This is a genomic window from Shimia marina (assembly GCF_001458175.1).
GTDB classification, from domain to species: domain Bacteria; phylum Pseudomonadota; class Alphaproteobacteria; order Rhodobacterales; family Rhodobacteraceae; genus Shimia; species Shimia marina.
In genome coordinates this window covers 100,637-116,496 of the sequence record NZ_CYPW01000027.1, presented here as the reverse complement: position 1 = coordinate 116,496, position 15,860 = coordinate 100,637, and the positions used below count along the sequence as shown (strand labels likewise).

The following is a 15,860-nucleotide window of genomic DNA, read 5'->3' as shown; positions in this document are numbered from 1 at the left end:
CAATCTGACCTGTGATAAGGCTCAATCATCCTGATTGAGCAAGGGCTGTTGCGGCCCGTCCCTGAGGCATACCACTATCAAGCAATGGACAATGGATCAGGGCAAAAAGCGCCTGAACATCTGATTACATTGATGGCGGGCATCGCCAACAAAGTAATTCCGCCCGACATGGGGGCCCCATTTCCCCTGACGCCCGGTTGCCCCCTGCACATCTCCCGGCTGTTTAAGGGAAAACTGCATGGTATCCTTGCTGTCGCTTGTTACACCAGGCCCTGCGCCACCAACGACATAGACGCGCTCATTGTCTGCCGCGCCCAACGCACGCCACGCATAGTCTCCAGCACCGCACCAAAAATCGGACACTCCCTGCCCCGGACGTGCGGCCACTTCAAAAACATCCGCATTTACGGGATTAACTCGCACGCCACTGCTTGTCACAAAGCCCTCTGAACTCAGGCATCCTGCCAAAGCGACACAGGAGAGCGCCAAACCTAAACCCCATCTCTTCATGCTGCATTTACCTTAAAAATCAGAGATTAAACCCTATCCCGCCTCAATCAGAAAATCACGGAACATCACCTCGGTCATTAAAAAGTATCCGCAATCCGAGAGCAATACCGGGCTCCAAAACACCGGCATAACTACGCGCATTGACGACACACCCACGCTTTTCCGCGCGTGATTTCCCGCACTAGAGCTTCTTGTACATTTGCCCCACAGGACGGGTAGAAACGTCAAACACACGTTCGGAAACAACTATCATCCGAATACCGCCAGCTGTCATAGGCCCGCCATGCCACGTGATTGCCCCCCCTTGCACCACAACGTCGAAGATCGCCTAAAGTGTTGCAAAATCCTACAGAATAACTAAAATCAGTAACATATACAAAATCAGCATGGTCTTTCTCCAGCCACGAAAAAAGGCCACCCAACCGGCGGCCCTTCTAAAACTGACGTCACATCACGTCACAAACATTTCAGGCGGAAGGCATTTGACCCTCAACACAGATCAGAAGATCTGATTTCCCATTTGATCAATCATTTGCTTTGCCTTGCCAATCGACGCCTCATTGGCCTCTGTCTGATCCCGCAGCACATCTGCACGGATCAAAGTGTGGGTCTTCGGCTCCCCATCAATCACCGCATCAATGCGTGCAGAAATCCGAAACTGCCCGCCTTCGGCAATGGGAGTCGGTGTAATCTGAAAGCCGTTATATTCCACAGCCTGTGCTTCTGTCGCAGAGGCGGCCTCCGAATTGGCACCGCCTCCGAACAGAGTTTTCAACCAAGACATGGCTTATTGATCCAGGAAGCTGCGCAGTTTGCGCGAGCGGCTCGGATGCTTAAGCTTGCGCAGCGCCTTCGCTTCGATCTGACGAATACGCTCACGGGTCACGCTGAACTGCTGCCCCACTTCTTCTAGGGTGTGGTCAGTGTTCATACCAATGCCAAAGCGCATCCGAAGCACGCGCTCTTCACGCGGTGTGAGGCTCGCCAGAACCCGCGTGGTGGTCTCTTTGAGGTTTTCCTGAATGGCGCTGTCCAGCGGCAGCACAGCATTCTTATCCTCAATGAAATCGCCCAGCTGGCTGTCTTCCTCATCCCCGATCGGCGTTTCCAGAGAGATCGGCTCTTTGGCGATTTTCATCACCTTGCGCACTTTCTCAAGCGGCATCTGCAGCTTCTCCGCCAGCTCTTCTGGGGTTGGCTCTCGGCCAATCTCATGCAGCATCTGACGGGAGGTCCGCACGAGCTTGTTGATCGTTTCGATCATATGCACCGGAATACGGATGGTGCGCGCCTGATCGGCGATCGAACGCGTGATCGCCTGACGGATCCACCAAGTCGCATAGGTGGAGAACTTATAGCCGCGACGGTATTCGAATTTGTCCACCGCCTTCATCAGGCCGATGTTACCTTCCTGAATAAGATCAAGGAATTGCAGGCCACGGTTGGTGTATTTCTTGGCAATCGAAATCACCAGACGCAGGTTGGCCTCAACCATTTCTTTCTTGGCCTGACGGGCTTCTTTCTCACCCTTTTGCACCTGCTGCACGATGCGGCGGAATTCGGGTATATCCAGACCAACATATTGACCAACCTGTGCCATGTCATTGCGCAGCTCCAGCACCTTGTCCTGGCTGCGCTCCATGAACATCTGCCAGCCGCGCCCCGCCTTCTCAGACATATCTTCAAGCCAGGTTGGATCCAGTTCGCGGCCACGGTAAGCGTCAATGAACTCGCGACGGTTGATACGCGCCTGATCTGCGAGTTTCACCATCGAGCTGTCGATCTGCATGATACGACGGTTGATGCCATAGAGCTGGTCAATCAACGCTTCGATACGGTTATTGTGCAGGTGCAGCTCATTCACCAGTTCCACAATCTCTGAGCGCAGCTTCTGATAGGTTTCCTCATCCGTGTCAGAGAAGGATCCATCTTCGTTCAGCGTGGCAGAAATACGGGCGTCCTGCATGTCGCTCAGCATGGCGAAGTCGCGCGCAATGATATCAAGCGTTTCAAGAACCCGCGGCTTCAGTGCGGCTTCCATCGCGGCCAAAGACATATTGGCCTGCTCGTCTTCATCATCGTCGTCGTCTTTGGCAATCGGATTGCCGTCCGCGTCCAGCTCCTGCTCGGCTTCCTTCTTGGGCGCCGTGGTTACATTGGCGGCTTCTGCGACAGGGCTTTCCTCTTCCTCATCGCCATCTTCCCCCATCTGATTGCCAAATGTGGTCTCAAGATCGATCACATCGCGCAGCAAAATGTCTTCGGACAGAAGTTCGTCACGCCAGATGGTGATCGCCTGAAACGTCAGAGGGCTCTCACAGAGGCCGGCAATCATCGTGTTGCGACCGGCTTCGATGCGTTTGGCAATCGCAATCTCACCTTCGCGGCTCAGCAGCTCAACAGAGCCCATCTCGCGCAGGTACATGCGCACCGGATCGTCGGTGCGGTCGAGTTTTTCGTTGTTGCCGCTGGCAATCGCAACGCCACGGTTCGCAGAGGAGGTGTCCACAACGGCGGTGGATTTGGCCTCTTCTTCCTCGGCATCCTCGTCTTCGATGATGTTGATGCCCATCTCAGAGAGCATGGACATCACATCTTCGATTTGTTCGGAGCTCACCTGATCGGGCGGCAGAACCTGGTTGAGCTGATCATAGGTGATGTAGCCCTTCTCCCGGGCCTCGGCGATCATCTTCTTGACGGCGGCCTGGCTCATATCGAGCGAGATTTCGGCGTCCTGATCGGCGGGCTTCTGGTCGTCGGTGTCCTTGGCGGCCATTAAGTGCTCCTGCAAGTTCGGGCTGAAGGTGATTCGCTAGCGTCGAATCAATCGCTAGACGGGGTGATTCGCAACCCCACAAAGCCCGTTTTCTTCATCTGTTGCTCAGGAGGCAGAAAGGCGTGCACCGAATCACCCTTTGCGCGGTGGTTTTCCGCCCCGTGAGAAATCAATATTCTGCATCAGCGCATCCAGCGCTGCGCGTTCGTCTCGGTCAATCGGCGCCCCATTGGCCCCTGTCGTATAGTCACCGCCCTCTTCCTGGCGGCTCTGCATGGCGCGATTGCGCTCCTCTGCGGCCTGTCGCAAACGCCAGGTCATGGCCTCATCCGCAACGCCCATCAAATCCTCTTCCGCCTCGGCGATCTCCTCATCGAGTCCCCGGACGGTTTTGATCTTGGCCAATTCTTCGGTCAATGTGACCCGCGCCAGCGCCTGATCACCAGCTTTGCGCACGGCGGGTGTGATGGCCACATGGGGTTGGCGCAGCAGGTTTTCAACCATCTCCGGCCCCAAAGCCATTTCCACGGCCTCTCGTGGATCCGGGCTGTTGGCATAGCGCAACAGCACATCGCGCAGATGCGCATTCTCCGCATCCAGACACTCCATGCTTTCCAGCTCATACTCGAAGTCCTCAAGCACCGCCGGCGTCACCAAAGCCACTGCAAGAACTACCGCCTCATGCAAACGCTGTTCCACCGGGCCCTCACTGGCCGCGAGCATGGAGACCTTGGTGCCGCTCTGCACCACCGGCTGCGCCTGCCAGTTGCCGCGCTTGCCACCGCCAATGAACCTTGTGCCCCCCCCACGTTGTGGGCGGAACAACTGATAGCGCAGCTCTTTAACCGCCTCGCCATAATGCGATTTGATCGACGGATCCTTGATCAGGTTGATCTTGGCTTTCAACTGCTTGTCCAAAGCCGCGCGGCGCTCCGGACTGTCAAAAACCTTGCCTTCGATTTCGCGCTGCCAGAGCAGGTTGACCATGGGCATCGCACCATCCAGCACCTTTTGAACGGCCCCTGCCCCTTTGGCCCGGATCAGATCATCTGGGTCCTGCCCCTCCGGCATCACCGCAAAGCGCAGGCTCTTGCCCGCCTCAAGCAATGGCAGCGCCAGATCGACCACCCGCATCGCCGCGCGCAGCCCGGCCGTGTCGCCATCAAGCGCAATGATGGGCTCGTCTGAAATGCGCCACAGCAGCTGCAACTGGTTCTCTGTGACCGCCGTGCCAAGCGGTGCGACCGATGCCCCAAACCCCGCCTCACTGAGCGCGATCACATCCATATAGCCTTCCGCCACAATCAGCGGATGCCCCTTTCCTGCCGCCTCCCGCGCGGGGGCGTGATTGTAAAGATTGCGGCCCTTGTCAAAAAGCTCGGTCTCCGGGCTGTTGAGGTATTTGGCATTGTCGTTTGGATCCATGGCACGCCCGCCAAAGGCGATACATTTGCCGCGCCCATCGCGAATCGGGAACATGATGCGATTGCGGAACGTGTCATAGGGCTTGCCACCTTTGGTCGACGGCTTGGCCAAGCCCGCCGCAAGGATCAGATCCGGGGCCACGCCCTTGCCGGTCAACTGATCCCAAAGCCCCTGCCAGCCCTCTGGCGCAAACCCAATACCAAAGCGATCCCGCGCCTCTTGAGAGAGGCCGCGTTTGTCCAGATAGGCACGCGCCTCAGTACCCGCCGCCGCATTCAGCATCAGTCGAAAATGCTGAACTGCCATCTCCATGACCTCGGCAAGCTGCGTGCGGCGATCCGCCTTCTGCTGCGCCTGAGGGTCCCGTTTGGGCATCTGCATTCCGGCCTCTTCGGCCAGAATCTCCACCGCTTCGATGAAGCTCACATTTTCGGTCTCAGTGACAAATTTGATCGCATCCCCTTTGGCGTGACAGCCAAAGCAATAGTAATAGCCCTTGCGATCATCCACGTGAAAAGACGCTGTTTTTTCATGGTGAAAGGGGCATGGTGCCCACATGTCGCCCTTGCCCTGATTGGATTTGCGCGGATCCCACATGACTTTGCGCCCCACCACCTGCGTGATGGAGGTACGGCTGCGAAGCTCATCAAGGAATCCGGGCGGTAGCGACATGCGGTCAGATCACATCAGTCAGAAGATCATTTGGAAACGGACTTCTGCATTTCCTGAATCTTCTCCCAATTGTCCAGACACTGCTGTTCAATCTGCGCACCCAGATCCACTTTTTTAAGATCACGGCGTTTGGCGCCGTAGACAATTGGCGCAAACTGCTCGATCGCAATGTTGTAATTTGGCGGCCAGCTCGGATCGTTTTCCAACAGATGCGCTTCCAGCTTGTCAGCCTTCACACGGTCCAGGCGCGCCTCCTGAATGGCCTTCATAACAGCGCCCTGATACTTGCAGACATCTTCTTTGCCATCTGCGGCATAGGCTGCGCCGCTCATCATCATCAGCGCAAGAAGGGAATAACGGACCATTGCGGCCTCCTGAATCACTATAGGTTCAAAGAGACTACCCGGTTCAAGGCGCAAGCGGCACCCCTGCCGCAAAGCCAGTCGGCACCGCTGTGCAAATCGTGATCAGTTTGGGCTATTTCTGAGCGGCCAGACGCTCTTCCTTTGTAAGCACACGCGGCGTCACAATCGGCGCGCCCTCTGCATCAAACAGCGGGGTCTGACGTGACCGCCCCTGCAAGAGCGCTGACACATGCCGGGCCAGCACATGAAAGCCAGCGCGGTTGAACCCGTACTCCTTCAACGAAGGCGATCCCATTGGCGCATCCTGCGTGCGCACCACCGCGATCACCTTGCCGATCACTTTTGCAAGCTTGGTCTCCGCTGGGGGGGCCATGGAGGGCACCCAAACCCCCATAAAGGCCAATTTGGTATGCGCCATCGTTGCAAACATCGGCGTGTTGCAACAGCCCGCATACCAGCGCATCAATCCGCGCGGAGACAAGCGCAGACAGGCGAGATGCTCCTGTCCTTTGGTCAGGGTCAAATGCGCCGGGGTGGTGTGAAATATATCGCTGCCAGCGCGTGGCAGAAGCTGATCCTCCGCCCCCAGTACCCGTGCCGCTGTCTGGCAGTCCTGACAGTGACAGTGAATATGTGAGCCCGTTCTCGGGCTCACATTTTGGAGTAAGGCCTCAAACGCTCCACAATTACATTTCAGCGGAACGTTTGTGCCTGCCATGTTTACAATCCTTTGGCTCTGTAGCTCGCGGCCACTTTGTCGATGGAGACAAGATAGGCCGCCGTGCGCAGATCTTCCACATCTGCCCGCTCATGCCAGACATCTCGCATGGATTGATAGGCGATCCGCATGGTATCATCCAGCCCCGACCGCACCAGCTCAAGCTCACCAGCCCCTTTCAGGTACTTTTGCTTGAAGCCATCGGTCAGCGTATATTGACCGCCCAGCGCCGCGCTGATTTTCTCCAGCTCATCCACGACCAGCTGGTGGCGCGACTCTTCCTGACGGCGCTGCATCCGGCCAAAGCGAATGTGGCTGAGGTTTTTGACCCACTCAAAATAAGACACGGTCACACCACCGGCGTTGGCATACATATCCGGGATGATCACGGTGCCTTTCTTGCGCAGGATATCATCTGCGCCGGCTGTGATCGGGCCGTTGGCGGCTTCGATGATCAGCGGCGCTTTGACGTTGGCTGCGTTCTGAAGGTTGATGACCCCTTCCAGTGCCGCAGGCACAAGAATATCGCACTCTTCCTCAAGCACCACTGCGCCGTCACGCGTGAAGGTCGCATCCGGGAATCCAGACACGCCACCATGCTTCATCAACCACTGCTGCACCGCATCCACATCAATGCCATTGGCATTATAAAGGGCCCCGTCCCGCTCAATGATGCCGACAATTATGGCCCCATCTTCTTCGCTCAGGAATTTGGCAGCGTGATAGCCCACATTACCAAGCCCCTGCACAATGACGCGCTTGCCGTCCAGCGACCCTGTCAAACCCGCCTTCTCTACATCCCGCGGATCCCGGAAGAATTCACGCAACGCATATTGCACACCACGACCCGTCGCCTCGACGCGCCCGGAAATACCGCCAGCATTGAGCGGCTTGCCGGTCACACAGGCGCGCGCATTGATGTCGGTGGTGTTCATCCGCGCATATTGATCCGCAATCCAGGCCATCTCACGTTCACCGGTGCCCATATCGGGCGCGGGGACGTTCTGGGAGGGGTGGATCAGATCACGCTTGGCCAGCTCATAGGCAAAGCGGCGGGTGATCTGTTCCAGTTCGTGCTCATCATATTTGCGCGGATCAATGCACAGCCCGCCTTTGGAGCCACCAAACGGGGCTTCCACAAGCGCACATTTATAGGTCATCAGCGCCGCCAGCGCTTCCACCTCATCCTGATTTACACTTGGCGCAAAGCGGATCCCACCTTTGACAGGCTCCATATGCTCACTGTGGACAGAGCGATAGCCCGTAAAGGTCTGGATCTGACCCCGCAATCGCACACCAAAACGCACAGTGTAAGTGGCATTGCAAACACGGATCTTTTCCTCCAAGCCCGGCGGCAGATCCATCAGCGCAACCGCACGGTTGAACATCAGATCCACACTTTCACGAAAGCTCGGCTCTTTGATTGGGCTCATCATTTTCCTCCAGATAAGCATCAAACTGCGACTCACCGTCACACACATGACCTTAAGGAACAGTAAGAGCACTTGAGCTCAAGTGACGAAAGGTAAATTAGCGTGATCTCGCCTGTTCCAGTTGTTCACAGACAGGAAACAGAACTCCTCAAGCCCCCTGAACTGTTCACAACCACATATTTTAAAACGATAAAATTTTCCTTAACGTCTAGGTAATCACTTTTTTACGCCTCAATTCCGCCCCAATCACAAAACATACCGAATGATGATGAGGACCGCTCTGACACAAGGATTAAAAGGGCCCTCGTCACAATGAGGTGCGTGAAATGATACTGTCTTCGATCTCTGCTGTAAGCAAATTGCCAACGTCGTGCTTGACATCAGTTAAGGCGCTCAGCGCGCGATTCCGAAAAGAAGATGACGGTGTCATGGTTGGCTTTGCTGTCATCTTGGTGATCATGATGGTGATGCTCGGAGGTCTCGGCGCAGACATCATGCTCGCAGAGATGAAGCGCACGCGCCTGCAACACACTCTGGACCGCGCAGTTCTGGCGGCGGCAGATCTGGATCAGACCCGCCCAGCCGACGAAGTTGTCGAAGATTATTTTGAAAAATCTGGCGTCGAGTACAAATCTGTGGATGTCTCATCCGAAACGACCGCCTCACATACCACCGTGACCCGCCGCAGTGTCACCGCCACCGCCGCCGTTGATGCCTACCTGCGCCACAGTCAGGTGGGTGCCCGGTTCAAAAACCTTTGGAGACCACAACCCTATACAGGCGACCGACGAATTCTGCCCGCCTTCTCCGTGGGTGCCGGAGGTACCGCAGTGGAACAGATCGGCAATGTCGAAATCTCCATGGTGCTGGATGTGTCCGGCTCCATGGATAGAAACAGCCGCCTTTCAAACCTGAAAATCGCCGCCCGCGAGTTCATCGACACGATGGATGACAACACCGAGGATGGCACGCTTTCGATTTCCATCGTGCCCTATGCCACACAGGTCTCACTTCATGAGGATCTGTTTGGTCAATTGCGCACCACAGGCGACAATAAATATTCCAACTGTATCAACTTCAGCGGCAACGACTTCCACAGTACGGGCATCAATATGGACGCAACCTATCAGCGGACCATGCACTTTGACCCGTGGTACCGCTATGACAATCGCGATGCGACACCCGAACCGGTCAATAACATGCCGGTCTGCGAATTTGCCCGCGACCGCGAAATCATGGTCCTTGGTGACGACCGCGAGCAGCTCAAAAACTACATCACGGCGCTTGATGCAGACGGCAACACTTCCATTGACATCGGCATGAAGTGGGGCACGGCTTTGCTTGACCCCTCGTTGCGGCCCGCAATTGAGCAATTGGTCAACGGTGGCATGGTCGCCCGCGAGTTTGAAGACCGCCCCTACGACTATGGCACAAGAGATGCCCTCAAGATTGTCGTGCTCATGACCGACGGTCAAAACACCAGCCAATATTATATCCGCGACGGCTACCGCAGCGGTGACTCCAATGTCTGGTACAATGAACAAGAAGATTTTTACTCGGTCTATGTGGGGCAAGACGAGTGGGATGAAGACAATGATGGCAACTATCAGGAACCCCTATTTTTCTGGCCATCAACACAGCAATGGCGCAACTGGGCTTATGGCGAAGGCTCCTATGACACCACAGAAACCTCTTGGGAGTGCCGTTCCTACCGTCGCAATGGATCCTGCCGCCGCTATCGCAAAGTGACCAAAACCGTCACCGTCAACGAACCAGGACACGCGGAGATCATCACCTACCCCGACCTCTGGGCCTACACGACCAGCTCATGGATCGCCGAATATCTCTACCGCCCTTTCATGGGATCGAATTCCGCCTATAACGACTGGCACTATGGTGTGCGCTCAAGCCATGGGACATCCACCAAAGACGCGCGCACACGCAATATCTGTGATGCCGCAAAACAGGCCGGCATCATCGTCTTCACCATCGGCTTTGAAGCCCCCAGCAGCGGCCAGGCTGTCCTGAAAGACTGTGCCAGCTCTGACAGCCACTATTTTGATGTGGATGGTCTAGAAATCCGTCAGGCCTTTGCAACCATCGCCACCTCAATCCGTCAGCTGAGGTTGACCCAATGATGCGCCGCCTGCTTCAAAAGATCAGATCTTTCCATCTGCGCGATGATGGCACGGTTACGGTTCAATTCGTAATCATGTTCCCCTTCTACATGGGGCTGTTCATGTCCTCCGTTGAACTGGGCCTGATGACCCTGCGCTATTCCTATCTTGAGCGGTCTCTGGATATGGTCGTGCGTGATATTCGCCTGTCTACAGGGGCGCCCATCACCCATGATGCAATCGTTTCAGAAGTCTGCGCCCGCGCGGGTGTGATCCCAAGCTGTTCCGAAAAGCTGAAACTGGAAATGGTCATCCGCGATCCACGCAACTGGGTAGATCTGCCCGCAGAAACTGTCTGCACCGACAGCTCTGAGGAGGCACAGCCTGTGACCGTTTTTGAGGGTGGACGTGAAAATGATATGATGGTGCTGCGCGCCTGTGCCAAAGTCACCACGATCTTCCCGGGCTCGTGGATCGGCTCCGCCCTGCAAAGGGACAACAACGGGGACTATGCCCTTGTGGTATCAAACGCCTTTGTTCAGGAGCCTCGCTAAGCCATGATCACGTCGATCCTTCGCAAAATTCGTGATTTTCGCAAAGACACACGCGGCACCGTGGCCGTCGAGACTGTGGTCATGTGGCCCGGCCTTTTCCTGGCGATGCTGGCGATGGCCGTGCTGTTTGACGCCTATCGCGCGCGCTCAACCACCGAAAAGGCGGCCTTCGCCATTTCCGATATGCTGTCACGTGAAACTGCGGCCGTGAACCACGACTATCTGAATGGTGTGCATTCCCTCTTCGACCAAATCTCGACCCTGCGCAGTGGTCATGATCTGACTGTGAGCCTTGTCACATGGGATGTCATCAATCGCACCCACCAATTGGTGTGGTCACACTCCATTTCCCGCGATGGGGACCGGGATGAAACGTCATGGGATAATGCAGACATGCTCGCCATGAGTCAGGACCTGCCAACGCTGGTGAACGGAGAGAGCCTGATTGTTGTTCAAACCCAAAGCGTCTTCTCCCCACCTGTGATCATGAAACGCTGGTGGGGAGAAAACTGGAACGGCTTTCCGATGAACACCCTTGTGTTCACCCGCCCGCGCTTTGTGTCAAACCTCGCCTGGAGCGATGCCTAACCACGACATCACTGAGCGGCCTGGCCACGCTCCACAAGCAAGGCTTCCAGAATTTGAGCCATGGTTTTGGATTGTGAGCCCGGCGTCACACCGCCAATCCCAACGCGACGCCCCCAGGCCCACCACATGCCCGGCTGCCATCTGCGTGAACGCGCTGTGCTGAGCAACAAGCTGAATCCATTGGAGGGCTTGAGGTCAAACATGCCGCGCTTAACCCCCACGATGGCGTCAAGCTTTGCGATCTCTTCCCCCTGATCGGTGAAGAGCCCTGCATGGGTGAGTTGAATGACCCTTTCTGTCGCCCGCCGGGTCTTTTCTGCCAGCAACAGCACAAGCACCCCAAGCACCAACAGAAACACCTGCCAGAGCGGTGACGGGCTTGTGCTCAGCCCCAGATACAACAGCAAGCCCCCCAAAACAGCCAGTGTCGCAATACCGAACACACGGCGCGGACCAGAAGCGGAAATGGAGGCCAAGACCTCCGGCGTCTCATCATTGGGGGAAGCAGGCTGTGTCATCAGATTGAGGTCTTCGCTCTCTTAGTAAGGCATCGGGTGGGCGCGGTTTGCAGCGTTGATCTCCTTAAGGATCTCATCGCTCAACCGCAAATCAGCCCCTTTGAGGATATGCTCAAGCTGCTCTAGCGTGGTTGCGCCAAAGATGGAAGAACACATGAACGGGCGCTGCACGGTGAAGGCCATAGCCATATGCACCGGATCGATCCCATGTTTGGCCGCGATATCGAGATAGGCCTGTACCGCATCAAACACCCGCACAGAGACGCGCCCGCCAAGATCCCCATTGATCGCCTTGCGCGAGCCTTCTGGAGTCTGGCCATTCTGATACTTCCCGGTCAGAAGCCCGGTGGCCAGCGGTGAAAACGCCAGCAGCCCCACATCTTCGTTGAGGCTCATCTCCGCCATGTCGGTATCATACAGACGGCACAACAGAGAATATTCGTTCTGCACAGAGGCCACCCGTGGCAGACCCCGGTCTTCTGACAGACGCAGCCACTGCGACGTGCCCCAGGCGCTTTCATTAGACAGCCCAATGGCCCCGATGGTGCCGCGATCCACTTCTTTCTGGAGCGCCTCCAGCACCTCCAGCATATTGGCCAATGTCTTCTCTTTGTTTTGCGCGGAGGGATCATAGTCCCAATTCTGGCGGAACATATAAGAGCCACGGTTGGGCCAGTGCAGCTGATAGAGGTCGATGTGATCGGTTTGCAGACGCTTCAGCGACCCTTCAATCGCCTCAGGCACGCTTTGCGCCGTGATCGGCGCACCGTCGCGCACATGTTTCATCCCGACGCCAGAATGTTTGGTGGCCAGCACCCAGTCCTTGCGGCGACCGGTCTTGGCAAACCACGTGCCCAGATATTCTTCTGTCCGCCCCTGGGTTTCTGCACTGATCGGGTTCACCGGATACATCTCAGCGGCATCGATAAAATTGATGCCGTGATCCAGCGCCAGATCCATCTGCGCATGCGCGCCCTCTTCACTTGTCTGGGTGCCAAACGTCATGGTGCCGAGGCAATACTCGGAAACAGTCAGGCCCGTACGGCCCAGCGGGTTCATTTTCATGGAGGTTATCCTGTTGGAAGATGCTTTTGCGCATAATCTAATGGCTGCCAGGCCCGTTGCAAGTGGCCCCCTGTGCGCTCCCATCAGATCGGTTTTGTACCTGTTCAGCGCGCGCCTCTCGCATGGAACACGAAGCCCAGCAAATTAAGAAGCACCTGCGCGGCCAGAATGGCGGTCGATCCTGTGTGATCGTAATCCGGCGCCACCTCAACCAGATCAATCCCAACCACCTCATGATCGCGCGCCACGATCTGCAACACCTCCAACACATCATAATAGAGGAAACCGCCATGGCTTGGCGTGCCCGTCCCGGGCGCAATCGAGGGACAGAAAGCATCAATATCGATGGTGATATAGACACGTGCACCCTTGGGAATATGTGCAACAGTGCCTTGAGGCCCCAGCGCGCGCGCCTGACGCACGCTCAAAATCGTACTGCCCATAGCACGCGCATCGGCGTAACCTTCACGCGCAGTGGAGCTCACATTGCGAATACCAATCTGCGTCAGCCCAGTGACATAAGGTTTTTCCGCCGCGCGCCGCATCGGGTTTCCATGACCATGGCGCACCCCATGGCGCTCATCCACAAAATCCAGATGCGCATCAATCTGCAGAATGTGAATGTCTCCCTGATCGTCAAAGGCGTTGATGCAGGGAATGTTGATCGAGTGATCTCCGCCAATGGTCACCGGCAGCGCCCCGGCCGCCAAAGCGGCGCGCACGCCGGTCTCGATATTGGCGTGGCTCTTCACCGTGTCGGTATGCACGATATCTGCATCCCCCATGTCCACAATGCGCACGCTTGCGGGCAGATAGGTCGCGTCATCCTCGTGATCATAGGCCCCGGCATGACCAAAGCTGAAAAGCGTGGAGGCCTCGCGCACCGCCCTTGGCCCGAACCGCGCACCGCTGCGCCACTGAGTGCCAAAGTCAAACGGCGCGCCCAATACGGCCACATCGGCTTCCAGACAGCTCCAATCCGCCACATAAGGACGTTTGCCAAAGGTTGAAATGCCCACAAATGGCAGATCCAGCCGTCCAGTTTCATACCCATGCCCAGCCATGCCTGTCTCCTTTTGTTACCAGAGGACGGTGACCGGATTTTTGTCACCGGTAAAGCAACAAAAATGAGACACATCAAAAAGGGCGCCCCGGTCAGGGCGCCCTTTCAGAACTTCACGCATCAGAGGCGGCCTCAGGCAGCTTCGTCTTTGGCCCATTCCCATGGGCGCACAAAATCGCCAAGCACCTTGCCCACATCTGCGTCCGTGGCCCCACCGGTGGTTTTCACCTGCGCGATCAGGCCGCGTTTCTTGTCGTCCAGCACGTGATCCACATGCGCATCCACACCAGCCTTGGACAGCGCCGCGTCATAGATCCGTTTGATCGCAGCCTTGCGCAGATCAGGTTTAAAGATCTTACCCACAGCTGTTTTGGGCAGCTCCGGCATAACCTCCACAAACTTCGGATGCGCGGCACGTTCATGCACATGCACCTTGGCGTGGTTCATCAGCTCTTCTTTGGAAACACTCGCGCCTTCCACAAGCTCCACATAGACACAAGGCACCTCGCCCGCGTGAGCATCCGGCTGACCGATGGCCCCGGCAAAGGCCACATCATGGTGCGCCAGCATCGCCTCTTCGATCTCTGCCGGGTCAATGTTGTGACCCCCACGAATGATCAGATCCTTGGCGCGACCGGTGATCCACAGATACCCGTCGCCATCAATCCGGCCCAGATCCCCGGTGCGCAGATATTTCTCGTGGTGATAAAGATCCACATTCTTATCCGCTTCGGTATAGGTATTGCCTGCAAAAACACCCGGATTGGAAATGCAAATTTCGCCAATCTCATCCGCCGCGCATTCCTCCGGGCCTTCCGGCGTATCCTTGAAAATGCGCACATCAGTATAAGGCAAAGGCAGACCAACAGAACCGACCTTCTTATCACCGGTCGGTGGGTTACAGGACACAAGGCAGGTCGCCTCGGTCAAGCCATAGCCTTCCACGATATCCACACCACAGGTGCTCTCAAACCGCTTGAAAAGCTCCATCGGCATGGGGGCAGACCCTGAGAACGCTGTCTTCACAGAGGAGATATCCGCATCCACAGGGCGCTGCATCAGCGCAGAAACCGCCGTAGGCACCGTGATGATGAAGGAAATCTTCCACCGCTCAATCAACTTCCAGAAGTTGTCAAAGACACCATCGCCGCGATAGCCCTGCGGCGTCGGGAACACCACATGCGCCCCAGAAGACAGCGCCGCCTGCATGATCACATGCACCGCAAAAACGTGGAACAGCGGCAGCGGGCACATGATGTTGTCTTCTTCCGTGAAGAGCAGACGATCGCCCAGCCAACCATTATAGATCATGCCGGAATAGAGGTGCTGCGCCACTTTGGGCATGCCCGTGGTGCCACCTGTGTGGAAATAGGCACCAACGCGATCAACCTTGTGATCTTCAAACTGCAAAGTGGTTGGATATTTGGCCAGCTCTTTGTTGAAGTCTTTGAAATCTGCGTGTTTGGGACCGGTCACCTTGGGACGGATCAAAGGCACGATCCAGCTTTTCGGCGGGGTCAGGTATTTGTTCAGATCAATCTCAAGCACCGTATGCACGTGCGGTGCGTGGCGTACCGCTTCGGCCACTTTCTGTGCCACGTCAGTCTTGGGGAAGCCCTTCAGCGAGACAACAACCTTGGCATCCGTCTCCCGCAGGATCGCGCCAATCTGCTCTGGCTCAAGCAGTGGGTTGATCGGGTTCACGATCCCCGCAACCATGCCCCCCAGAAGGGTGACGAGCGTCTCGTTACAGTTGGGCAGCACATAGGCCACCGTGTCTTTCTCGCCAATGCCCATATCGCGGAACATATTGGCCGCCTGTGCTGTTTTGGCATGCAGTTCCGACCAGCTCAGGGTCTCCGCCTTATCCGTTGGACCAGAGAAAATCTGATAGCTCACAGCAGGACGGTTGGGATGTTTTGCCTTGGTGCGCGTGAGCATCTCAAAGATGGTCACAGGTTTGTCGCGCTCCTCCCAGGTTTTCTCCGTTTCAATGGCTCTCAGTTCCGCCAGATTCTCAAAGCTCATATGCTTCCTCCCCCTTTTTCGGCTTGCC

At 56.3% G+C, this 15,860-nt stretch carries 14 protein-coding genes; 3 read left to right on the top strand and 11 right to left on the bottom strand.

What is annotated here, in order from left to right:
- Positions 1 to 96: 96 nt before the first annotated feature.
- The 7 genes from SHM7688_RS13250 to SHM7688_RS13220 all read right to left on the bottom strand — a co-directional run bounded on the left by SHM7688_RS13250 (position 97) and on the right by SHM7688_RS13220 (position 7,899).
- Positions 97 to 510, bottom strand: a complete 414-nt coding sequence (locus tag SHM7688_RS13250; protein ID WP_144432587.1) for a hypothetical protein — start codon at positions 508 to 510, stop codon at positions 97 to 99.
- A gap of 499 nt (positions 511 to 1,009) precedes the next feature.
- Entirely contained in the window at positions 1,010 to 1,294 is a 285-nt protein-coding gene (locus tag SHM7688_RS13245; RefSeq protein WP_058240421.1) for an HlyU family transcriptional regulator, read from the bottom strand.
- Between the two features lie 3 nt (positions 1,295 to 1,297).
- A complete protein-coding gene (gene rpoD / locus SHM7688_RS13240; protein ID WP_058240420.1) occupies positions 1,298 to 3,286 on the bottom strand; it encodes an RNA polymerase sigma factor RpoD in 1,989 nt (662 codons plus the stop codon).
- Between the two features lie 132 nt (positions 3,287 to 3,418).
- Positions 3,419 to 5,383: a DNA primase gene (dnaG, locus tag SHM7688_RS13235; RefSeq protein WP_058240419.1), complete on the bottom strand. Its 1,965-nt coding sequence runs from the start codon at positions 5,381 to 5,383 to the stop codon at positions 3,419 to 3,421.
- 26 nt (positions 5,384 to 5,409) lie between these two features.
- Positions 5,410 to 5,748 (bottom strand): hypothetical protein, encoded by a 339-nt coding sequence (locus tag SHM7688_RS13230; protein WP_058240418.1) that lies wholly within the window; start codon positions 5,746 to 5,748, stop codon positions 5,410 to 5,412.
- 112 nt (positions 5,749 to 5,860) lie between these two features.
- A complete protein-coding gene (locus SHM7688_RS13225; protein WP_058240417.1) occupies positions 5,861 to 6,466 on the bottom strand; it encodes a DUF6151 family protein in 606 nt (201 codons plus the stop codon).
- Between the two features lie 2 nt (positions 6,467 to 6,468).
- Positions 6,469 to 7,899 carry a Glu/Leu/Phe/Val family dehydrogenase gene (locus SHM7688_RS13220; protein WP_058240416.1) on the bottom strand — a complete coding sequence of 477 codons (1,431 nt, stop codon included), beginning with the start codon at positions 7,897 to 7,899 and terminating at the stop codon, positions 6,469 to 6,471.
- A gap of 428 nt (positions 7,900 to 8,327) precedes the next feature.
- Here SHM7688_RS13220 and SHM7688_RS13215 point away from each other — a divergent pair, with 428 nt between their 5' ends.
- From SHM7688_RS13215 to SHM7688_RS13205, 3 genes are read left to right on the top strand one after another with little or no spacing between them, the layout of a single operon-like run.
- Positions 8,328 to 10,037 (top strand): TadE/TadG family type IV pilus assembly protein, encoded by a 1,710-nt coding sequence (locus SHM7688_RS13215; protein ID WP_058240415.1) that lies wholly within the window; start codon positions 8,328 to 8,330, stop codon positions 10,035 to 10,037.
- Entirely contained in the window at positions 10,034 to 10,570 is a 537-nt protein-coding gene (locus SHM7688_RS13210; RefSeq protein ID WP_058240414.1) for a TadE/TadG family type IV pilus assembly protein, read from the top strand. Before SHM7688_RS13215 ends, SHM7688_RS13210 begins: the two co-directional genes overlap by 4 nt.
- Before the next feature lie 3 nt (positions 10,571 to 10,573).
- Positions 10,574 to 11,158: a TadE/TadG family type IV pilus assembly protein gene (locus tag SHM7688_RS13205; RefSeq protein ID WP_058240413.1), complete on the top strand. Its 585-nt coding sequence runs from the start codon at positions 10,574 to 10,576 to the stop codon at positions 11,156 to 11,158.
- Between the two features lie 8 nt (positions 11,159 to 11,166).
- Here the strand turns inward: SHM7688_RS13205 and SHM7688_RS13200 are convergent, their stop codons facing one another.
- The 4 genes from SHM7688_RS13200 to SHM7688_RS13185 form a co-directional block, all read right to left on the bottom strand.
- Complete coding sequence (locus SHM7688_RS13200) at positions 11,167 to 11,676, bottom strand: hypothetical protein (protein ID WP_058240412.1); 510 nt, start codon at positions 11,674 to 11,676, stop codon at positions 11,167 to 11,169.
- 21 nt (positions 11,677 to 11,697) lie between these two features.
- Positions 11,698 to 12,741 (bottom strand): aldo/keto reductase, encoded by a 1,044-nt coding sequence (locus tag SHM7688_RS13195; protein WP_058240411.1) that lies wholly within the window; start codon positions 12,739 to 12,741, stop codon positions 11,698 to 11,700.
- A gap of 104 nt (positions 12,742 to 12,845) precedes the next feature.
- Positions 12,846 to 13,805, bottom strand: coding sequence for an agmatinase (gene speB / locus SHM7688_RS13190; protein ID WP_058240410.1), 960 nt, complete (start codon positions 13,803 to 13,805; stop codon positions 12,846 to 12,848).
- Between the two features lie 131 nt (positions 13,806 to 13,936).
- On the bottom strand, positions 13,937 to 15,832 hold the full coding sequence (locus SHM7688_RS13185) for an acyl-CoA synthetase (RefSeq protein WP_058240409.1): 1,896 nt from the start codon (positions 15,830 to 15,832) through the stop codon (positions 13,937 to 13,939).
- Positions 15,833 to 15,860: the final 28 nt, after the last annotated feature.